The following is a 21,796-nucleotide window of genomic DNA, read 5'->3' on the forward strand; positions in this document are numbered from 1 at the left end:
CACCGCGACACAGGCTGCATCACCGCCGGGACTCGTGAGGTCAGATGACCCCGAGCCACAACCCGTCCCGTGCCCGCGTCATCGCGACGTAGAGCTCCCGGCGCAGCAGCTGCCACCGCTCGCGGCTCGCGTCTTCCCTCGGCGGCTCTGCTCCAGCCAGCTGATCCGCGCGGACGTCAGCCAGGAGCACCTGCTTGAACTCCAACCCCTTCGCCCGCTTGATGGTGCCGACCTTGACGGCGTCCACGGGTGCGCCGTCGTAGTCCGAGAGCAGGACGACGGGGAAGCCTGCCGCACGCAACGCGTCAGCGGCCCGCTCGACTCCTTTGGCGGTCACGCACAGGACACCCACGTCTCCGGCGGACGTGCCGACCGTCGCCGTCACGGAACGCACCCTGCCGACCACGAGCCGGTCCCGCTCGGCCCGGTTGACGCACTGCTCGATCACGGGGTCGGGCCCGGTGCGGGCCACGTTCCCCGGGACGTCGCCGCGAGCGACGACGCCCTCGATGTCGGCGAACTCGTCGCCGTCCACCATCCGCGACGCGAACGCGAGGATCTCGGCGGTGTTGCGGTAGTTGATGTCGAGGACGACGCCGCGTCCGGCGAGCGAGACCCCTGCCTCCGCAAGCGTGTAGCCGCCCGGGTAGATCGACTGCTGACCGTCTCCGATCAGCGTCAAGCCGTCGGTGCTGTCCCGGACCAGGGCGTGCATCATCCGCACCATCGCGCAGGAGAAGTCCTGTGCCTCGTCGACGACGACGGCGGAGTACCGGTCGAGGGGCTGACGGCGCAGCTCGGCGTCGGCGAGCAGGATCACGTCCTGGTAGTCGTGGACGCGCCGGGCCCGCAGCTCGCGCGTGTACGCCTCGAACAACGCCCAGACGGCCCTGCGCTGCTCGACCGTCAACCGGTGCCGACGTCCCGTGCGCGTCAGGTCCGCGTACTGCTCGAAGCGCGTGATCCCGCGGCCCTTGAGCACGTAGTCGATCTCCTCCTCCCAGTACCGCCGCTCCAACGACGAGCGACCGAGGGCGCCGTCGGAGGCGACCTCGCGCCAGGCGCGCTCGAAGGCGTTACGCGCCTGCTGCGGCTGCAGGTTCACGGTGACGCCGCGCTCCTTGAGCAGACCCAGGGCGAACCGGTGCGCGCTCGCGAACTCCACCTGGTCGACGACGTCAGGCGCCAGGCGCGCGAGCGTCTGCCGCATGACGCCCGGCAGCGTCCGTACGAAGGTAGTGACCAGGACCGTGCCCGGACGCGTCCGGGCGAGGTAGGCGGCGCGGTGGAGACCGACCACCGTCTTCCCCGTGCCGGCGGACCCCCGGATGCGAGCCGGGCCGTTGAAGCTGCGGCGGACGAGCTTGGCCTGACCGGGATGCAGGAAGCTCATCCACTCCTCGATCGGGCTCGCGAGGATCCCCTCGAGCAGCGCCGCCTGAACCTCGTCTTCGCTGAGGAGCGCCTCCTGCTCGAAGGACCCCGCAGGCGATGGCACGAGCGGCTCGGGTACGGCGACGTTCACGGGAGGCGACGCTCCGACCTGGGGGAAGTACGAGAGGGCGCGCGCGAGCACGCTGTCCACCTGGGCCGGGGTCAGTCGCGTGCCGTGGGAGGCGATGTGCCTGAGCGCGTCCTTCTCGCCGACGATGCGCACCGGGCCGACCCGCTCGTTGATCCCGTGACGCCCGGCCAGCACGACGACGGGCCGCACCTCGCCCGGCGCGAGCCCGACCTCCGCGAACTCGGCCTCGGCGGCATACCCCAGGTCGGCGAGTGCCAGGAGGTCGTCGGTGACGTCGTCCTGCCCGCGGAGGACGCGATCACCCTGGATGCTGACGTCCCTCCACGCCTTGGTGTCGACGATGAACACACCACCGGGCCCGACGACGACGAGATCGACCTGAGCGGTGCGGCTGCCCGGCCAGCCGCGGTCGGCGAGAAGGTGGTACCCGACGCCGCTCAGCGGGGCGAGAGTGGCCGCGGTGCGCCGCTCGGTCAGCTCGGCGATACCGAAGCGTGCCGCCTTGGCGCGCGCCTCGGCAGCCGCGTTCGCATGAGCGTCAGCGAGCGCGAGCTGTCGACGCGCTTCAGCGCCGGCGGAGTCCCCTGCAGGCATGCGGCGTACCTCCCACCCGGATCATCGGCTACCACGGCGCGGATCTGAAGCGGGGCGGTGTCGACCTGACGGTCATGTCGACGGTTCCTGGTGGAACGCCGCCGCGCTACTGCCACGCGTCAGGGGCCGCCGGGGACACCGTCGCAGCGCCAGGTCTACGAGGGTCCCGAGGCGCTGCAGCTGAAGCAGACGGGGCGGCTCGTTGGTGCTGTTGTCCTTCCCGGAATCTCCGATGCCCTCGGTGTACGTCGGCAACTACCGGAGCCACCTCGTCTACGGCAACCGGGTGCCTTCGGCCGGCACCTACTTCAGCACGCTGACGGGTAACTTCACGCCAGACGGGTACCCGAGCATGGCGTCCGCCACGCTCAGGCCGCTCAGTTCCTGGTGCTCGTCGGTGTCGAGCTGCTCGTTCCGATCGCACGATGCCGGGGCGACCTCGCACGTCGCCCGGCATCCCCCGGCACACACGAAGGAGACGTCGTGACGGACGAGCGCTGGCAGGCGATCACGAGAGCCGCCCCTGCCCACGCCGAGCGCGAGTGGCAGGTCCTGCCGGAGAACGGCCTTGGTGCGGTGATCGCCTACGCCGCTGGCCCCGGCCGGGCTCGTCCGCACCTGGTCCCGCTGGACGAGCGTCACGTCGTCGTCGAGCTGACACGTGACGGGCGCACGAGTCGCGCATCGGAGCCCATGACGCCTGACGATCTCGCGGCGATCGAGACGGCCATCACGGAGTACCTCGCCGACGTGGGACTGCCGGCACCGCCGTGCGCGTGGTGGGAGATCGATCTCCCCGGCGCCCTCGACGTAGACGAGCTGTGCGAGCGCCTCGACCAGCTCGCGGCGGCACTACCCGGGGACGACACCGGGGTGGCGCGAGCGCGACGGGAGGCGCAGACCATCCTCGAGGCCGTCCAGGCTCTCCTCGGGGAATCCCGGTGAGAGCGAGGAGGGCCACGATCCGCTCGGCGAGTCGCCGAGGTGGGGACGGCTCGCGTGGAGCCGCGCGCGCCTGGTCGCGGTGGTGAGCAGCAGCGTGTGGGCGTCCAGGCCCCGAGTCGGTGGACCCGGCCTGGCTCACGCCGAGCCGCGCGGCACCACATGGGTCTCGAGCAGCGTCCCCAGCCCGTCGGTCGTCTCGCCGCTGATCTGCGCGAGCACGGACTCCGCGGCACGCTCACCGAGCAGACGTGCGGGCTGGTGGACCGTGGTCAGCTGCGGGTCCGTACGTCGGGCCCATGAGCTGTCGTCGAACCCGACGAGGCCGACGTCCTCGGGTACGCGCCGGCCGGCTGCTCGCAGCGCGTCGAGCGCGCCTGCAGCCACGGCGTCGCAGGCCGCGAAGACGCCGTCGACGTCCGGCGCCCGGCGCAGGAGCTCCTCCATGGCGGCCCGTCCCGCGCTGTACTCGTAGAGCGGGCGGTCGACCACGAGGTCGGGGTCGAACCGGTCACCGAGCGCGTCGCGGAAGCCGGCGAGACGGTCCGAGCCGGAGTCACGGTCCAGGGCCGCAGCGACCATCGCGATGCGGCGCCGGCCGGTGGCCATCAGGTGCGCGGTGACGGCCCGGGCTGCACCCCGGTTGTCGATGCCCACCCAGGCCACGGGGAGCCCCTCCGGCGGACGCCCCACGACGGCCGCCGGGATGCTCAGGCGCTCGATGGTCGACAGCAGCGAGTCGTTCTGCCGTGCGGACACGACGACGGCACCGTCGACGAACCCGCCGCTGAGGTACCGCGCGACCCGGTCACCATCGCGGTCCGAGTCGATGACGAGGCTGACCATCTGGAAGTCGGCAGCCGAGAGGACGCGGTTCGCCCCGAGCAGGATCGCGCCGATGTTCGGGTCCTCGAGAAAGACGGCGTGCGGCTCGTGGACGATGAACCCGACCGCCTGGGCCCGTTGCAGGGCGAGGTTCCGCGCGGCGGTGTTCGGCACGTAACCGACCTTCGCGACGGCCCGCTCGATCGCCTCTCGAGCCTCTGCGGAGACGTAGGGCCCGCGGTTGAACACGCGGGACACGGTGCCGCGTGAGACACCCGCCTCGAGAGCGACGTCGCGGATGGTGGCGCGGCGGGGTCGCCCGCTGGTGGACATGGTCGGGATGCTAGCGCTGGCACGCTCGCCGCCCGACGTCGCCCGGTCCACGTCACCCCTCCGCTGTCTCCCCTTGACACGCTTTCCGGGCCGATTCTAGTGTGTGACCGGTCACAGAAAGCGATTCCTCTGTCTCGCCCCTGGCTCTGTGACCGGTCACAGAGCGTTGCCCTGACGCGGCGGCGGCCGACCCGGACCGGAGCCAGGACGCCGTGAGGGCCAGCTGCGAAGGAGCACCATGAGCACCGCCGTCCCCGGCACGACCGTCCGCTCGCGCTGGACCCCCGAACGCCTCGTGCTGGGCTGCGACTACAACCCGGAGCAGTGGGACCCGGCGATCTGGGACGAGGACGTCGCGCTCATGCGCGAGGCCGGCGTGTCCCTGGTCGCGGTGAACATCTTCGGCTGGTCGGACGTGGAGCCTGCCGAGGGCCGCTTCGACTTCCGCCGCCTCGACGCCGTCGTCGACCTGCTCCACGCGAACGGTATCGGCGTGAACCTGGGGACCGGCACGGCGTCGCCCCCGCCGTGGCTCAGCACGGCGTACCCGGAGACCCTGCCGGTCATGGCCGACGGCACCACACGCTGGCCGGGCGGCCGGCAGCACTGGTGCCCCAGCTCTCCGGTGTTCCGTGCGCGCGCCCTCGCCCTGGTCGACGCCGTCGCGCGCCGGTACGGCGACCACCCTGCCGTCCAGCTGTGGCACGTGTCGAACGAGCTCGGGTGCCACAACTCGCTCTGCTTCTGCGACGTCAGCGCGGCCGCCTTCCGGCGGTGGCTCGAGGACCGCTACACCTCGGTCGACGCGCTCAACCGGGCCTGGGGCACCGCCTTCTGGAGCCAGCGGTACACCGACTGGGCCGAGGTGCTCCCCCCACGGTCGACCATCTCGCTGCCCAACCCGACGCGAACGCTGGACTTCCACCGCTTCAGCTCCGACGAGCTCCTCGGCTACTACCGGGCCGAGGCGGAGGTGATCCGGCGGCACAGCACCGTCCCGGTCACCACGAACTTCATGGTCACGGCGCACCAGCGAGACATGGACTACTGGGCGTGGGCGCCGGAGATGGATGTCGTCGCGAACGACCACTACCTCGACCACCGGCTCGCGGAGCCGGCGATCGAGCTCGCCTTCGCGGCCGACACCACGCGCGGCCTGGCCGGCGGGCAGCCGTGGCTGCTCATGGAGCACGCCACGAGCGCCGTGAACTGGCAGCCGGTCAACGTGGCCAAGGCGCCGGGGGAGATGCTCCGGACCTCGTTCTCCCACCTCGCGCGAGGTGCGGACGGGCTGTGCTACTTCCAGTGGCGCGCCTCCGCCCAGGGAGCGGAGAAGTTCCACTCCGCCCTCCTGCCGCACGCCGGCACCGACACGAAGGTGTGGCGCGAGCTCTTGGAGCTGTCCCGTGTGCTCCACGCCCTGCCCGACGTCGTGGGCACGACCGTCCGCCCCGAGGTCGCACTCGTCTTCTCGTACGAGAGCTGGTGGGCCGCCGACGGCGAGGGCCGTCCGACGACGCTCGTCGACTACCTCCAGCAGGTGCACGCGATGTACGCGGCGCTGCGGACCGCCGGCATCAGCGTCGACGTCCTCGCACCGGGGCAGTCCCTGGACGGGTACCGCCTCGTCGTCGTCCCCCACCTGTACCTCGTGCGGGACGCGGAGGCGGCGGTCGTCGAGCGCTTCGTCGCCGAGGGCGGCCACGCACTCGTCACCTTCTTCTCCGGGGTGGTGGACGAGGACGACCGGGTCCGCCTCGGCGGGTACCCCGGCGCCTTCCGCGACCTGCTGGGCGTCGTCGTGGAGGAGGTCCACCCGCTGCCCGCCGGACAGGTCCTCCGGCTGGACGACGGCGCCACGGCATCGCTGTGGACCGAGGACCTGCGGACGACGACGGCGAAGACCGTCGCGCACCTCGCCGAGGGACCTCTCGCAGGCACCCCTGCTGTCACCAGGAACCAGCACGGCACCGGAACCGCCTGGTACGTCGGGACCCACCTGGACCCGGACGCCGCGGCGGCACTGGTCCGCAGCGTCGCCGTCGAGGCGGGTGCGACCCCGTGCGCCGGGGCAGGCCGCGAGGTCGAGGTGGTGCGGCGCGCAGCCGAGAACCGCAGCTTCCTGTTCGTCATCAACCACTCCGAGGACGCGGTGGAGGTTCCCGTCCGGGGTCACGAGGTGGTCACGGGCGCCGACGTCGGCCCCCTCCTGCAGGTACCCGCCGGCGGCGTCCGCGTCGTCAGGGAGGACGGGCACCGATGAGCACCACAGCTGCCGTCGGGTCGGGCCCGCAGCGGGCGCCGCTGAACACGAGGGTCCGCATCCCCCACAAGAGAGCGCTGGGCGTGTTCGTCGCCCCGTTCGCGGCCCTGTTCACCGCCTTCTACCTGGTACCCATCGGCTACGCGATCTGGCAGTCGACGAGGGTGATCGAGCGCGAAGGCACCTATGGCGCGCCGACGGAGGTCTTCGGCGGGCTCAGCCAGTACCAGACGGCGTTGCAGAACGACGCGTTCTGGCAGTCCATCGGTCGCGTGGTGCTCTTCGGCGTGGTCCAGGTGCCGATCATGCTGGGGCTCGCGCTGGTCTTCGCTCTCCTGCTCGACTCTCCGCTGGTCCGGGGGCGCCGGTTCTTCCGCCTCGCGTTCTTCGCGCCGTACGCCGTCCCGGGCGTGATCGCGGCGATCATGTGGGGCTTCCTGTACTCGCCGAACCTCTCCCCGTTCGCCGCGGTGACGAGCGAGCTGGACCTCCTCTCGACGGACCTCGTGCTCTGGTCCATCGCCAACGTCGTCACCTGGGTGTACGTCGGGTACAACATGCTGATCATCTACTCGTCCCTGCTGGCGATCCCCGCCGAGGTCTACGAGGCGGCGCGGCTCGACGGGGCGTCGCAGCTCAGGATCGCGTGGTCGGTCAAGATCCCCCTGGTCATGCCGGCGATCATCCTCACCGCGATCTTCTCGATCATCGGGACGCTGCAGCTGCTCGCCGAGCCGCAGGTGTTTCGCGGCTTCACCACGGCCGTCCAGAGCGACTACACGCCCAACATGCTCGTGTACTCCACGGCCGCCGTGCCGAACCCTAGCCTCGCCGCGGCCTTCTCGGTGCTGCTCGCCGTCGCCACGTTCATCCTGTCCTTCACCTTCCTCAGGCTGACCCAGCGGAAGGCGTTCCAGTGAGCACCTCCAGGGGTTCCGCCGCACCCGCCGCGACAGGGCAGCTCACCACCCGGCCGTCCTCCTCGCGGAGCCGAGGCCGTGCCACCAGCCCCGCCACGGGGCCGCGGGAGAGCGTCTTCTCCCGAACCGGCGCCATGCTGGTCATGGCGGTCTTCACGCTGTACTTCCTCACGCCCATCTGGTGGCTGCTGGTCGCCTCGACGAAGTCCCGCGGAGACCTGACCAGCACCAGCGGACTGTGGTTCTCGGACATCCGGCTCGGCGAGAACCTCGCCGGGGTGTGGGAGTACCAGGGCGGCATCCTGCCCCAGTGGCTGCTCAACAGCCTCGTCTACGCCGGCGGCGGCGCCTTCGTGGCGACCCTGCTCGCGGGGATGTGCGGCTACGCGATCGCGAAGTACCGCTTCCCCGGTCGCGAGGTGCTCTTCAACGTCGTCCTGGGCGGCGTGCTGGTGCCGGCGACGGCGCTCGCTCTGCCGCTGTTCCTCATCTTCAGCACGTTCGACGCGACGAACACGTTCTGGTCGGTGTTCCTCCCGAGCGTCGTCAGCCCGTTCGGGGTGTACCTGTCCCGGATCTTCGCTGCGGCGTCGGTTCCCGACGAGCTGCTCGAAGCGGCACGGCTCGACGGCGCGAGCGAGGTACGGACGTACTTCACCGTGTCCGTGCGGCTGATGTTCCCGGCACTGGTGACGATCTTCCTGTTCCAGTTCGTCGCCATCTGGAACAACTTCTTCCTCCCGCTCATCATGCTGCGGGACTCCGAGCTCTTCCCCGTGACGCTCGGTCTGTACAACTGGAACTCGGTGGTCAACCAGCTGCCTGAGCTGCGCCTGTACGTCCTCGTCGGCGCCCTGGTCTCGATCGTGCCGTTGATCCTCGTCTTCCTCCTGCTGCAGCGCTTCTGGCGCGGCGGACTCGGGACGGGCTCGATCAAGTGAGCCCCGCGCACGGCCTCACCGACCGGTCCGGCCTCCCGACGGTCCAGCCTCCCGACCTCTCGATCCCCCAGCCTTCCGCAAGACCCGACCCACCAGAAGAAGGACGAACGATGCGCACCATGAAGAGAGCGGTCAGCGTCGCCTTGCTCGCACCGTTGACCCTGGCTGCCTGCAGCAGCGGCGGCGGGACCGGCGAGGGCTCCGGCGCCGACGAGGGCGGCGGGGCCGCGGCCGGCGCCTGTGAGCCGGCCGGCGAGGCCGTCACCCTGACGTACACCTCCTGGATCCCCGGGATCGAGGACGTCGTCGCCGTGTGGAACGAGCAGAACCCCGACATCCAGGTCAAGGTCCAGACGGGCCCGAACGGCAACGGCGGCACCTACCAGAACTTCTTCAACCAGCTCGAGGCGGGCAGCCCGCCCGACCTCGGTCAGATCGAGTTCGACGCGCTGCCGAACTTCCGGGTGCAGGACGGCCTGGAGAACCTGGGGGCCTGCGAGGACGTCATGGCCGCGCAGGACCAGTTCGTGGACTGGACCTGGAGCCAGGTGACCCTCGGCGACGAGGGGTCGGTGTACGCGATCCCTCAGGACACCGGCCCGATGGCGCTGTTCTACCGCGAGGACCTCTTCACCCAGAACGGCATCGAGGTGCCCACCACCTGGGAGGAGTACGCGACGGCCGCCGAGCAGGTCAGGGCGGCAGGCGGCTACATCACCAACTTCTCCGTCTCGGACATCAACCAGTTCGCCGGCTTCGTGTGGCAGGCCGGCGGAAAGTGGTTCGAGAACGACGGCGACCAGTGGACCGTGAGCCTGGACGGCGAGGAGTCGACGAAGGTCGCCGGCTACTGGCAGGACCTGGTGCAGCGTGACCTCGTCTCGACGCTGCCGCCGTGGACGAGCGAGTGGGACAACGCCTACAACACCGGCCAGTCGTGGACCTGGGTGTCAGCCGTGTGGGGTGCGAACTCCATCGCCACCGGCGCGCCGGACACCGCCGGCTCGTGGCGCGTGGCTCCCATGCCGACGTGGGAGGGTCTGGACGGGGCCGCGGGCAACTGGGGCGGCTCCACCACGGCGGTCTTCAAGGGCAGCGAGAACGTGTACGAGGCGGCCAAGTTCGCGCTGTGGCTCAACACCTCCGAGGAGGCGTTGTCCCTGCTCAACGAGGCGGCGAACCTGTACCCCGCGACGACCGCGGGTCAGCAGCTCCCGGCGCTCAAGGAGGGCGTGGAGTTCTACGGCGGCCAGGACATCTACACGGTGTTCACCGAGGCCGGCGAGAACGTGCCGGGCGACTTCGTGTGGGGCCCGACCATGACGCAGGTCTACAACGACGTGGCCGACGGCTTCTCGTCGGCGGTGTCCGGTGAGGGCACGCTGACCGACGCGCTCGGGACCGCGCAGGGCTCGACGGTCGACGCGCTCAAGGCCCAGGCCATCCCCGTGGCCGAGTGACGGCGATCGGTAGGAGACCCTGAGACCGTGCTGATCCACCTCCGTGCCGCGGGCACCAGCGTCGTGCTGGATGCCCGCGGCACGGCCGTTCCCGCTGTCACCCACTGGGGCGCGGACCTGGGCCCCCTCGACGACGACGCCCTCGGGCGCCTCGTCGCCGCCCGGGTACCGCCCGTGCCCCCGAGCGCCCTTGACGTGCCCTTCCGGCTCTCGCTCCTGCCCACACTGGACGACGGTTGGTCGGGACGGCCCGGCATCAGCGGGTTCGTCACCGCGCCGGCAGGTGAGCCGGGCGACGCGCGTTCGCCCCTGCCGATGCTCGCGCTGGAAGACGTCGCGACGACGCCGTCGTCGGCCCGGTTCCGGCACGTCGCCGACGGCTGCCTGTGGGTGACCACGGACGTCGAGCTGACGCCGCAGGGCGTGCTGCGCGTGCGGCACACCTGGGCGAACGAGGGCGAACGACTCGTGGAGGTCGGGTCCCTCGACGCCGTGCTGCCGGTGCCCGAGCGGGCGGCGGAGGTGCTCGACCTCTCGGGGACGTGGTCCCACGAGCGCCGGCCGCAACGCCACCAGGTGGTCGACGGCGTGTGGTCGCGCGAGACCCGCCACGGACGTCCGGGGCACGATCACCCGTACCTGGTGGTGGTCGGCACGCCGGGGTTCGGGTTCCGCAGCGGTGAGGTGTGGGCAGCCCACGTGGCGTGGAGCGGCGACACCCGGCACTGGGTCGAGCGGTCACCGCTGGGCGCCACGGTGCTCGCCGGCGGCGAGCTGCTGCACCCCGGCGAGATGGTCCTGCGGCCGGGCGACTCGTGGACCACGCCCTGGCTGGTCGCCGTGTGGTCGGACGCCGGCCTGGACGGGCTGTCCGCGCGGCTGCACCGGTGGGTGCGGGCGACGTCGCCGGTCCCCGGGCCGCGACCCGTCACGCTCAACACCTGGGAGGCTGTCTACTTCGACCACGACCTGCCGCGGCTGGTCGCGCTCGCCGAGGAGGCGGCCGCCGTCGGCGTGGAGCGGTTCGTGCTGGACGACGGCTGGTTCCAGGGGCGCACCGACGACCGTCGGGCGCTCGGGGACTGGTGGGTGGACGACACCCGCTGGCCCGACGGGCTGCACCCGCTCGCCGACGTCGTCACCGGGCTGGGCATGGAGCTCGGGCTGTGGGTCGAGCCGGAGATGGTCAGCCCGGACTCCCGGACGGCGCGGGAGCACCCCGACTGGCTGCTGACCCGTCGAGGGACCTGGCGGAACCAGCACGTGCTCGACCTGTCCGTGCCTGCGGCCGCGGCGCACGTGCTGGGTTCGATCGACGCGCTGCTCGCGGAGTACCCGATCGGGTACCTGAAGTGGGACCACAACCGAGACCTGCTGGTTCCCGCCGCCCACCGGCAGACGACGGCGCTGTACGCGCTCCTGGACGAGCTCCGGCGGCGGCACCCCACGGTGGAGATCGAGTCGTGCGCGTCGGGGGGCGCGCGCGTGGACCTCGGCATCCTGGAGCGGGTCGACCGCTTCTGGACCTCGGACGACAACGACCCGCTCGAGCGTCAGGCGATCCAGCGGTGGAGCACCCTGCTCGTGCCGCCGGAGTACCTCGGCAGCCATGTGGGGCCCTCGCCTGCGCACACGACGGGGCGTGTGACCGACCTCGGGTTCCGGCTGGTCACGAGCCTGTTCCTCAGCGCCGGCCTGGAGTGGGACCTCACGCGGGCGTCGGTCGAGGAGCGCCGGCACGTCGCCGCGTGGATCGCCGGCTACCGCGGGCTCCGCGGGCTCCTGCACTCGGGGAGCATGGTGCGCGTCGACGCCTCCGACCCGGCGGTCGAGCTGCACGGCGTCGTCGCCGCGGACCGTCGCGAGGCGGTGTTCGCGCAGGTAGCGCTGTCCTCGCCGAGGTCGGCGCTGCCCGCCCCGATGCGCTTCCCGGGGCTCGACGCGGAGCAGGAGTACGCGGTGCGGGTGCTGCCGATCGGCGACCCTCCGAGAGTGCTGCACGCCGCCCCGCCGCCCTGGGTCGAGCGCGACGACGTCGTCCTGCCCGGGCGGCTCCTGACAGAGGCGGGGCTGCCGGCCCCGCTGCTGCTGCCGGGGCAGGCTCTCGTCGTGCACCTCCGGGCAGCCGGCTGACGTCGGGAGGAGCGATCATCCGTCCGCTGCGCGGATCACGAGCCCCTCAGCCTGAGCTGCCGCGGCCCCACGGGTGTCGGCATCTCGCTCGGCCAGCGTTGCTGTCGCGAGCTCCAGCGGGAGGGCCGCCGAGAACTTCAGGCCGTCGACGGCCTCCTGGGTGACCCGCGGAAGGACCCCATCGAGGAGCGCGTCCCGGATCTGACGAGCCCCCACGCCGCTGGGCAGCGTGATGACGAGGTTGTCCGCGGCGGCCTCGGATGCACCGAGCGCTCCGATGAGCGTCTCGTTCGCGCGCCACCCGGCCCACGTCCACCACTCGGAGCCGGTGGCCCGGTCGATGAGGACGGTGCCGTGATCGTCCACGACCCCCGCCAGCTCGTCTCGCAGTGCCGCGAGACGAGCTGACGCCCGACGGGAGATCGTCACGGACGGGTTGGCCCCCAGCAGGACGTCGCGTTGCGCGCGCACCAGGTCGAACGACTCCGCGACGGGTTCGCTCGGCCACCGCACCTTGGCCCGCTGCGGCTGCTCGCTCACGAGGATCTCGTGCCGCTCCCAGTCGATGGACTCGACGAGCCAGGCGCGTCCCGCGAGAAGGATGTGCTTCTGCGCGTCAGGCCTGGTCCCCGTGACCGCCATGGGCGAGACGGTGCCGATCTCCCGCCGCCCGGCCACCACCCGCATCTCCCACGCGCTGGTGAACGAGGAGAGCAGGTCCATGAAGTAGCGCCGCCCGAACTCTCGCTCGGCCGCGGGGCCGATGAAGAGGAGGCCGCCGTCCTCGACGAGGAAGGACTCGCGTCGAAGGTGCTCGAGCACGGCGTCGCCGTCGGCCATGATCGCCAGTCCCCCGAACCACTCCGGCCAGGTCGACGTCCCCAGGCGGCCTTCCTGGAGGGCGAGCGCGAGCAGCTGCTGGGCCAGGATGTGCCGCGGTGCGGCGGGAGGCTCGACCGGTTCGACGAAGCCCTGCCGCCACAGGTGCAGCACGCCGAGAGCCCGCAGCAGGTGCGGCGGTTCCGTGGCCAGGAACAGCATGCTGCGGCTCGCCCCGGGCCGGCGGCCGGTCCGCCCCAGCCGCTGGAGGAACGACGCCACGCTCCGCGGCGCATCCAGCTGGATCACGCGATCGAGGTCCCCGATGTCGACGCCCAGCTCGAGCGTGGACGTCGCCACGATCACGCAGTCGCGGTCCTCGGCGAACGCCCGCTCGCTCTGGCGGCGTTCGTCGGCCGAGAGCGAGGAGTGCGACACGTAGGTGGTGACGCCCCGCTCCCGCAAGGCGTAGGCCAACTCCTCCGCGACGCGCCGCGCCTCGCAGAAGACCAGGCGCTTCTCGCCGTGGTGCAGCCGCGAGATCACCTCGGCGGCGTTCTCCACCGATCCGACGTAGTCGACGGTGACGTCGATGCCTGTGGTCGACGACGTCGCCTCCGTCACCACCTCGCGCGGCCGAGATCCCGCGCCGCCACCGCCACCACCCTGGAGCCAGCGCAGCATCTCATCGGGGTTGCCCACCGTGGCCGAGAGCCCGATCCGTTGGAGCGGCCTGCCGGCGACGCGCTGGATCCGCTCGAGAACCGCGAGCAGGTGCCACCCGCGGTCGTCGCCCGCGAACGCGTGCAGCTCGTCGATGACGACGGCGCGGACGCCACCGAGAAGGGCCCGGTGGTCCACCCGGCGCGAGACCAGCATCGCCTCCAGCGACTCGGGCGTGGTGAGCAGGATGTCGGGGCGGTCCGACAGGATCCGACGACGCTCACCCGCACCCACGTCACCGTGCCACAGCCCCACCGTGCGACCGAGCCAGGCGGCGTACGCCTCGAGGCGAGGGTGCAGGTTGTTGAGCAGGGCCCGCAGCGGTGTCACGTAGAGCACCGAGACCCCGTGCCAGTCCTCGGCCACCATGCGAGAAAGAGTCGGGAAGACCGCCGCCTCGGTCTTGCCGCCGGCGGTCGGCGCGATCAGCAGGGTGTCGCGGCCTTCGAGGATCGGCGCGACGGCGGCGCGTTGGAGCGGGCGGAGATCCTGCCAGCCGAGCGAGTTGACGACGTGGTACTCGAGCGCGGGATGCAGGACCGATCGACCCGTCATGCCACTAGACGTCGAGCTCGATGTCGTCGACCCCGACCGGCGCGGCCGGCGCGCGAAGGTCGCCCCGGTGGCTCGCCTCGCGCTCGGTGTCGGTGAGCTCGGACGACGCGACCGTGAGCGAGTAGTCGCGCCGGGGGTCGAAGGCGTCGAACTGGTCGACGCGGTCCATCACGTCGATCAGCTTCTTCAGGAACAGCCGCGGGGCGACGCCGACCTTGTCGCCGAGCCGGCCCGCGACCGTGACGGCGAAGTCCGCGACGTACGCGTCGTCGATCTGGGCCCGCACGCGCTCCGGGGCGTCGGCTCCCGTGACGTAGATGTCCCGCACCCGTGATCCGAGCTCCACGAGCGAGGCGAGCGAGAACCCGGGCAACCGGATCTGCGGGGCCCGCGGGTTGTCGAAGGCGGCGTCCACCGAGAAGTCGACCGCGAGCCGCTGGGCGAGCGGCGGAAGGCGCTGCATCCCCTGCTGGCCGTCGTAGAACGCCGGAGTCCCGGTGATCACGAGGTACAGGCCGGGGAAGCGGCCGGAGTCGATCTCGTCGACCAGCTGCCTCAGCGCGTTCAGCGACTTCTCGCGGACGTCGGAGCGCACGCGCTGGAGGGTCTCGACCTCGTCGAGGACGACGACCATCCCGTGGTAGTCGGAGTCGCGGAGCACGGTGAGCAGGCCCTGGAGGAAGCCGAGCGCCCCGAAGTGGTCGAGCTCGCCACGGACGCCGGCGGACCGGCGCACGGACGCCGCCACGTGCGGCTGCCCGCCGAGCCAGCCGATGAGGCCCTCGGCCTGGTCGACGTCGCCGCTCAGGACTGCGCGCCGGTAGCCACGCAGCGCGGTGGCGAAGGCGGGCGCCGAGCGGCTCACCGTGTCGAGCCGACGGTCGAGGAGCGCGGCGGCGCCACGTTGGACGGCGCTCTCGTCGCCGCGATCGAGCCCCGACGCGATCACGTCCTCCTCCAGGACGTGGAACCACCCGTCGACGATCTCGCGCAGGGCGCTGGGGGCGGCCTCCGAGGTCGCCAGGTTCTCCACGATCCGCCGGTACACCGTCTCGAGGCGGTGGAGCGGCGTCTCGGTCTCGGAGATCTGCACCTCGGCGGCGGCGAAGCCCCGCTTCTTGGCCCGCTCGACGAGCCACCGGGCGTAGAACGTCTTGCCGGCGCCGTACTCCCCCCGCACGGCCTTGAACCCCGACCCGCCTGCCGCGGCGGCGTCCAGCTCGCCGTCGATGGCCGCCTCGAACCTGGCCAGGCCGACGGCCATGACGTCGAGCCCGTGCTGGGGGACCGTCCCCCGCCGCAGGGCATCGACGATGTCGCGGCGGCGGCGCGCGCTGACGTCAGCCACGACCGGCACCCAGCTCGAACTGCTCACGGAGGAGCCGCTCGTCGAGCCGGACGGTCTCGCCGTCCGCGTCCATCGAGACGACCGCGTATCCCTCGACGTTCAGCAACCGCGTCAGCGCGGCGAGCGCCACCCCGAACGACCCGGCCGAGACTCCGAGGGCCGCCGCCACCGTGTCGCGGTGGGCGCGGCCGCCGCGGTCGAGCAGCACCGTCAGCGCGGAGTCCACCTGGTCGTGCTTGAGCGGGTGCCGCCCCGCCCGTCGCCGCTGCGACGCGTAGATCTCGCTCTCCGCGAGCCGGCCGATGAGGCCGTGACCGGTCCCGGTCGGCCCGGTGCCGGACTGCGCCTCCGGGTTTGGGACGGCGAAGTCGAGCACGCCCTGCGGCCCCTCGTCCGCCCGCGTCGGGGGCGGCGCCGTCGACGCACCCGCGTACGCCAGGTCGATCACGCTGCCACCGGCCTGCGCGGTCCGGCGCGCTCGCCGCCCGCCGGTCGACTCCACGCGCTGGGCCTCGTTCCACCAGGCCGGCGCCTGCGGCACCGCCTCGCGCCAGCCGCGAGGCGCCGGCCCGCCGGAGCGGCTCAGCAGCAGGAACGGCACGGTGATCTCCGCGAGGCTGGCTCCGCCGTGGTAGCCCGAGCGGAGGCTCGCGTAGCGCAGGTCCTCGCGCCACGGCAGCACCACCTCTCCGGGCACCACGCGCCGTCCGCGCACCACGACCTCGCCCGCCGTGGGCGGTCCGCTGGACGTGGGCCGCCATCGGGCATCGGCGCCCGGCGTGGGCCGCGCCTCGCTCCCGCGCTCGACGACGTGGCCGTGATCGGAGGTCAGCACGACGGCGCGGCCCGCCAGCGCCGCTGCGTCCAGCAGCGCGTGCAGGTGCTGGACGTCGTCGACGCCCCACCGCGTCCCGCCCGGGTCCTGCTTGTCCAGGGCGTCGTCGATCGTGTTGAGGACGACGGCGACCATGCGCAGCTCGGGGTCGTCGATGACGGACCGCACCGACGCCGGGAGGACCTCGCCGGCCGGGGCGCGCAGGTCGTCCTTGTGGAACAGGGGTGCGCCGAAGCGCGCCCGGACCGCCTGCTTCTCGGTGCTCTGGTTCCCCTCGCGCAGCGCACCGGTGAAGAAGGCCGTGCGCGAGTACCTCGTGAGCGTCGGGAGGGCGGCGAGGACGGGGAGACGGCGTCCGCTCCCCTCGGGCACCAGCTCGCGCCAGCCTGCGACCCGGACCGCCTCGGTCGTGATCGCCTCGGCGAGCTCGACGGCCACCGGCGCGCTCATCCCGTCCAGCAGGATCACCAGCGGCCGGAGCGCGGACGCGACCGGCCACACCACGTCGCCCAGCACCGACTCGATCAGCGCGACACCGTCCGGCGACTCGTCCCGCGCGGTGGCATCGGCCAGCAGCGCGGCGGCGTCCCGGTCCTGGGTGCCGCGGGCGAGGTGGACGTGATCCAACACAGACCGGTAGGCCGTGCCCACGAGCTCGTCGGACGACCCGTTCCAGACGGCGGCGGCCGCGCGGTCGACCCAGGCCCCGTCGTCGGCGTACCGGCGCAGGGCAGCCCCCAGGTCCGCGGGCTGGTCGCGGTCGGGCTGCGCGGCGAGCCACCGCACGAGCCGGACGACCATGCGGGCGGCCACCACGGCGGAGTCCCTCGCCCCGGCGCGCTCGTGCTGGACGATCTCGGTCAGGCGCCCTTCGATGCGCGGCAGGTCGGCCGTGAGGGCAGCCACGTTCGGCGCGGTGAGGGCTTCCGCGAGCGCCCGGAAGCGAGCGCGCAGGCCGGCGGGCAGCACCGACGACCACTCGGCGCCGGCGGACCAGCCGACGTCGCCGAGCAGCGCCTCCGCCTGGGCCAGCACGGACGGGACGGCGGTCGAGTCGGTGGCGTCCATGCGGACCAGGAGCGTGCGCGCCGCGCGCGCGAGCTCGCGGGCGGCGGTCGGCGAGACCGGCTTGTCGTCGATGCGGCTCTCGATCCGGCCGCGCGCGGGCCCCTGCTCCGGCCCGACGACGGCGCTGCTCGCCTCCGGCCACAGCACGTCCAGAGCCAGGCCGATCGCGACGACGGACACCGGCCCGCGTGCCGCGGCGGCCAGTGCCATGGCCGCGGCACGGCCGAACGCCTTGCCCGCCCACGTCGTGAGCCCCGACCGGAGGGGGTCGGGCGCCTGCGTCCACGAGGCGCGGCCCGCCGGGACCTCGAGCGCGGCGAGCAGCGCCACGAGGTCGAGCTCGACCGGGAGTGGTCGACGCAGGAGGACCCCGAGCAGGTTGCCCAACGCGTGGTCGGCGCCGACGACGCCGGACGAGACCTGCGGCCACCCCTCCGGCGGCTGGTGCTCGAGCAGGGCGACGGGCACCCACCTCCCGGCTGCCCGGAGCGCCGGGTCGAGGGCGCGCGCGCCGAACAGGCCCGGGATCGCGGACCACTCGTCGAGGAGCTCGACCCGGTGCCGCTCGGCGCGCACCAGCACGGCGTCGCCGATCTCCTGCTCGGTGCGGTCGCTCAGGAGGACCAGGAAGTCGTCGGGCTTGCGCTCCGAGATCGCGTCGAGCGCGGCCAGCTGGGAGACGGCCGGGCGCACCAGGACGCGGGCGGTGCCGACGGTGATCTCGGGCGGCCCCGTCCAGCGCGGCCGCGCCCGGAGGACGAGCACCTTGGCGCCGCCGTCGGCGACGAGCTTCTTGGCGCGCTCGGTGACCAGGGCGACCGACGCCTGGGGGACGCGGTCGGTCACTCGAACCACCACGTGACGCGCAGCCGCTTGCCCGGGTGCGCGCGGACGCTCTCGGCGATCCGCGCGGTGAGCTCGCCGAGCTGCGGGTTGTCGCGGTCGACGTCGAGCGTGATCTCGTCGACGGTGACCGGCGCAGCGACCGGCTCCACCGGCGGCGGGTTCACCGGCGCCGGGTTTACCGGCGGCACGTCCGACGAAAGCGGCGTCACGACCCCCGGCGTCCGGTCGAGCAGCGCCTCCCGGACAGCCTTCGACGCCGCCCGCAGCGCGGGCGCCAGCGGGGCGTGCAGCTCCTCCTGGGCCGCCACGGCGGCGAGGTCGGTGAGGATCGCGTCGCCCACGCCGTCCGGCAGCCGGCGGGCGGAACCGATGAGGTCCCAGTCCGTCCCGGCGAGCCCGGCGCGCACGTCCGCGGCCGAGCTCATCGACTTCGCCAGCGCCTGCGGCTCCTGGGGCACGTCGGCGCGGGCGAGCACCTGCAGCAGCACGGTGTCGTCGTTCTCGCGGCCGAGCGCGTCGAGCAGGCTCGCGCCGCGCCGTGCCGTCGCCAGGCGCCCCGTCGCCGTCGTGTCGAGCCGCAGCACCCGGGCGTGCCGCTCCAGCTCGTCCACCAGGCGCGTCGCGGGCTCGCGCAGGCGGCTCACGGCGGCCCGCACCTCGGCGGCCAACCGGGCCGCGCCGGCGGCGCTCCGACGCGGCTGCGCAGCGGCTCCGAACAACGCCGCCGCGGCGCGGGTGGCCTGCGCCCACTCGGTCTGGTCGGGCAGGCGCGCCGGGCGCAGCACCATGTCGCCGGTGACCGCACCCACGCTCGGCGCGGTGACCCGCGTCCCGCCGCGCACCCACTCGCGGTCCTCGAGCGCCGACCACACGAGGACCAGCAGGTCCTCGACGTCGTTCACCATGCCGTACGGCTGGAGCCGGGCGCGGAGGTCGCCGATCCTGACCTCGCCGTCCACTCCCGTGTCGACCGCCCACCGCGTGAAGTCGCTGAGCCAGCCGAACGACTCGGCCGAGAGCGCGTAGACGGACTCGCGCGCCTCCCCGACGCGCAGCGGGACCGCGACCCTGCGGAGCACCGCGGCCTTGGCCCGCTCGATCTGGTCGAGCCGCCCGCCGGCCTCGATCGCCCGACGAGCGAGCTCGAGCACCGTGGTGAGGTCGCCGCGCTTCACCTCGGTGTCGACCGAGTCGAACGTCGGGTGGTCGGGGTGCTGCGCGTCGAGCCCCTGCCGCAGCGCCGACTCGAGCGCGGCGCGCAGCGACGCCACGACGGACGGCTGGATGGAGACGGACGGCAGCAGCGTCGTGAAGACCTCGCTCGCGTGGATCTGGGCGTCGACGTTCTCAGCGACGGGCGCGACGACGCCGTACGCCTGCCGCAGCACGTCCAGCACCTTGGCGCGCAGGCTGCGCCGGTTGTTGTCCAACGCGATCCGCGCCGGCTCGCGGTCACCGGGGTTGAGCTGCCGGGCGCTCTGCTCGAACCGCTCCCCGGTCAGGAGGTAGTCGAGCTGGTAGAGCTTGCCGATCTCCGCCATGCGCGCCGGGGTGAGGAAGTACGGCAGCCACACGAGCGTGGCGCTCTCCCACCCGCTCTCGCGCAGGCGGGCGAGGCGGTTGAGGTCCTCCTGCGGCGTGTGGTCGCCGGCGTCGAACGGGAAGTCGATGACGACCTTCCACCGGCCCGTCGGAGCCTTGAGCACCTCGTCGGGCAGCTCCGACGCGTCGCGCACGTTGCCGAACACGACGTCGACCTCGCGCCGCGAGCCGCGCCACACCACGGACAGCGTGCGCTCGGCCAGCAGCCCGCCCTGGGCGGTGATCCCCAGCTCGTCGGTGAGCATCTCCCGGATGAGCTTGCGCCGGTTCGCCTCGGTGTCCTCGTGCTGGACGGACTCGAGCAGCAGGTCGTAGTTCACCCCGGTGAGGCTCAGGCTGACCACCGGGTCGGCGCCCTCCCCGATGTGTACCTCGATGAACTCGGCCGCCCACTCCTTGACCAGGGCCATGACCCGCTGGGCCTGCTGGCCGGGGACGAACGTCTGGATGGTGCCGTAGTTGAGCGCGGCGAGCTTGGCGTAGGTGAGGTTCCGCAGCGACGGCGCCCCGGGCGCGAGGAACGCGACCAGCAGCGTCGTCGCGAGGCGGTCCTCGGTGCGGAACGGGTGGTCCCGCGGGAGGGTGCGGGCGCTGTCCTCGGTCAGCCCGTGCTTCGCGAGCAGGTACGGGCGCATCCGGTGCTCGTAGAACACCCGGGCGTTGGCGAAGTGCTGCTTCATCTCGGCGGTGAGCGGGTCACGCCCGCCACGCACGACGACGTCGAACAGGTCGCCGACCGGGATCACGTCGGTGACCCGCAGCTCGTCGCGACCGGCGCTCAACAGCTCGCCCATGATCCGCAGCGCGGTGCGTTCGCGCTGCATGAGCGCCGAGAGCGCGATCATCGCGTCGACGAGGGCGGGCGAGAACGGGTAGGTGAGCTCGAACTCCGTGCCGCCGGAGCGGTTCTCGTCGGTGAGCAGGTAGCCCCAGGCGGCCGAGTCGGACCGCACGCGCGCGACGGCGTCCGCCAGCGCCTGCTTGGCCTCGGGGCTCACGGGGGTGAGCAGGCGTCGCTGGACGATCTGCGGCAGGTCCGCGGCGGCGAGCTCGATGCGCTCGAACCGCTCCTCCCACCAGGTGAAGCTCTGCCCGATCGCCGCCTGCTCGGCCCCGACGGCGTCCCCGCCGAGGAAGTCCTTGAGGTCGCGCTGGCGGGCGACGAACGAGACGAGCGGCACCGGGAGGCTGCTCATGCCGGTCTCGACGAGCCGCGCGACCTTGGAGGTCTCGTTCTGGATGAAGTGCGTGTCGGAGAGGTGCTGCGCGAGCCAGAGCACCAGCTCGTCGAGGAACAGGACGACGCCGTCGTACCCCAGGTCCGCGGCGTGCTGCGTCATGGCCCGCAGGCCGGTCTCGATGTCCAGCCACTCGCCGGACCGGCGGTAGCTCGCGAAGTACTTGGTGACGAGCGCGTTGACCAGCTTGGCCCGGCGCGCGTCGCCGACCGGGGCCTGCGCCGCAGCCTCGTAGGTCGCGGCGCCCCACGCCTCGTTGCGAGCGCCCCACCCGGACGAGACGCCGGAGCTCTCGTTGAGCCCGGCGAAGAACCGCTCGTCGCCCACCTCGGCGCGCAGGCCGGCGGCGTCCGCGAGCAGCCCGCCGGACTGGTGGAGCACCGGCGGCTCGGCGTCCGGGTGCAACCGGGTGATCGCGCGCTGGTAGCCCTCGAAGAGCGCGCTCTCGAAGCTCTCCGCGCCGAGCAGGTGGTAGTCGACGGCGAGCAGCCGGGTGTTGAGGACCGCCTCGCGCTGCGCGACGACGTGCTGGAGCCCCGGCATCGCCCGGGCCGTGGTGTTGCCTGTGAGCAGCAGGTGGAGGACGGCCATGAAGTGGCTCTTGCCCGACCCGAACGAGCCGTGCACGAACGCGCCCTTGCTGGTCCCCGCCTCGACCGTGCGCTGCACGAGCCCGAGCGCGTCGTCGATCGCTGTGGCGAGCGCGTCGGTGACGACGTAGTCGCCCAGGGTCCGCTCGGCGGCGGCGACGCCGGGCTCGAGCTGGAGCACGAAGTCCGAGGAGTCGACCTTCTCGGGGATGGTGAAGACGTCGCGCAGCAGCATG

The 21,796-nt window shown here is 72.6% G+C and carries 12 protein-coding genes; 6 read left to right on the plus strand and 6 right to left on the minus strand.

Going from position 1 to position 21,796, the window contains the following annotated elements:
- Window positions 1-40: 40 nt before the first annotated feature.
- Window positions 41-2,119, minus strand: a complete 2,079-nt coding sequence (locus HIR71_RS08490) for a nuclease-related domain-containing DEAD/DEAH box helicase (RefSeq protein ID WP_169324625.1) — start codon at window positions 2,117-2,119, stop codon at window positions 41-43.
- Between the two features lie 483 nt (window positions 2,120-2,602).
- Here HIR71_RS08490 and HIR71_RS08495 point away from each other — a divergent pair, with 483 nt between their 5' ends.
- Complete coding sequence (locus HIR71_RS08495) at window positions 2,603-3,064, plus strand: DUF5956 family protein (protein WP_169324626.1); 462 nt, start codon at window positions 2,603-2,605, stop codon at window positions 3,062-3,064.
- Between the two features lie 135 nt (window positions 3,065-3,199).
- Here the strand turns inward: HIR71_RS08495 and HIR71_RS08500 are convergent, their stop codons facing one another.
- A complete protein-coding gene (locus HIR71_RS08500) occupies window positions 3,200-4,219 on the minus strand; it encodes a LacI family DNA-binding transcriptional regulator (protein ID WP_169324627.1) in 1,020 nt (339 codons plus the stop codon).
- Window positions 4,220-4,457: 238 nt separating this feature from the next.
- On the opposite strand from HIR71_RS08500, the gene HIR71_RS08505 reads away from it, so the two are divergent.
- The 5 genes from HIR71_RS08505 to HIR71_RS08525 all read left to right on the plus strand — a co-directional run bounded on the left by HIR71_RS08505 (window position 4,458) and on the right by HIR71_RS08525 (window position 11,936).
- A complete protein-coding gene (locus tag HIR71_RS08505) occupies window positions 4,458-6,482 on the plus strand; it encodes a beta-galactosidase (RefSeq protein WP_169324628.1) in 2,025 nt (674 codons plus the stop codon).
- Entirely contained in the window at window positions 6,479-7,402 is a 924-nt protein-coding gene (locus tag HIR71_RS08510; protein WP_169324629.1) for a carbohydrate ABC transporter permease, read from the plus strand. Before HIR71_RS08505 ends, HIR71_RS08510 begins: the two co-directional genes overlap by 4 nt.
- 143 nt (window positions 7,403-7,545) lie before the next feature.
- Window positions 7,546-8,343, plus strand: coding sequence for a carbohydrate ABC transporter permease (locus HIR71_RS08515; protein WP_396031251.1), 798 nt, complete (start codon window positions 7,546-7,548; stop codon window positions 8,341-8,343).
- 110 nt (window positions 8,344-8,453) lie between these two features.
- The gene (locus tag HIR71_RS08520; RefSeq protein WP_169324631.1) at window positions 8,454-9,803 is read left to right on the plus strand and encodes an ABC transporter substrate-binding protein; all 1,350 of its coding nucleotides are present in this window, start codon (window positions 8,454-8,456) and stop codon (window positions 9,801-9,803) included.
- Between the two features lie 27 nt (window positions 9,804-9,830).
- Entirely contained in the window at window positions 9,831-11,936 is a 2,106-nt protein-coding gene (locus tag HIR71_RS08525) for an alpha-galactosidase (protein ID WP_169324632.1), read from the plus strand.
- 15 nt (window positions 11,937-11,951) lie between these two features.
- Here the strand turns inward: HIR71_RS08525 and HIR71_RS08530 are convergent, their stop codons facing one another.
- Genes HIR71_RS08530 through HIR71_RS08545 form a run of 4 tightly spaced genes read right to left on the minus strand, consistent with a single transcriptional unit; the run spans window position 11,952 to window position 21,795 of the window.
- The gene (locus HIR71_RS08530) at window positions 11,952-14,033 is read right to left on the minus strand and encodes a DEAD/DEAH box helicase (protein WP_169324633.1); all 2,082 of its coding nucleotides are present in this window, start codon (window positions 14,031-14,033) and stop codon (window positions 11,952-11,954) included.
- A gap of 4 nt (window positions 14,034-14,037) precedes the next feature.
- Complete coding sequence (gene brxD / locus HIR71_RS08535; RefSeq protein WP_211373956.1) at window positions 14,038-15,381, minus strand: BREX system ATP-binding protein BrxD; 1,344 nt, start codon at window positions 15,379-15,381, stop codon at window positions 14,038-14,040.
- A complete protein-coding gene (pglZ, locus tag HIR71_RS08540) occupies window positions 15,374-18,130 on the minus strand; it encodes a BREX-2 system phosphatase PglZ (protein WP_169324634.1) in 2,757 nt (918 codons plus the stop codon). Before pglZ ends, brxD begins: the two co-directional genes overlap by 8 nt.
- Window positions 18,127-21,795 carry a BREX-2 system ATPase PglY family protein gene (locus HIR71_RS08545; protein ID WP_169324635.1) on the minus strand — a complete coding sequence of 1,223 codons (3,669 nt, stop codon included), beginning with the start codon at window positions 21,793-21,795 and terminating at the stop codon, window positions 18,127-18,129. The genes pglZ and HIR71_RS08545 overlap by 4 nt, the downstream gene beginning before the upstream one ends.
- Window position 21,796 lies beyond the last annotated feature (1 nt).

The organism is Cellulomonas fimi (genome assembly GCF_012952065.1).
GTDB classification, from domain to species: Bacteria; Actinomycetota; Actinomycetes; order Actinomycetales; family Cellulomonadaceae; genus Pengzhenrongella; species Pengzhenrongella fimi_A.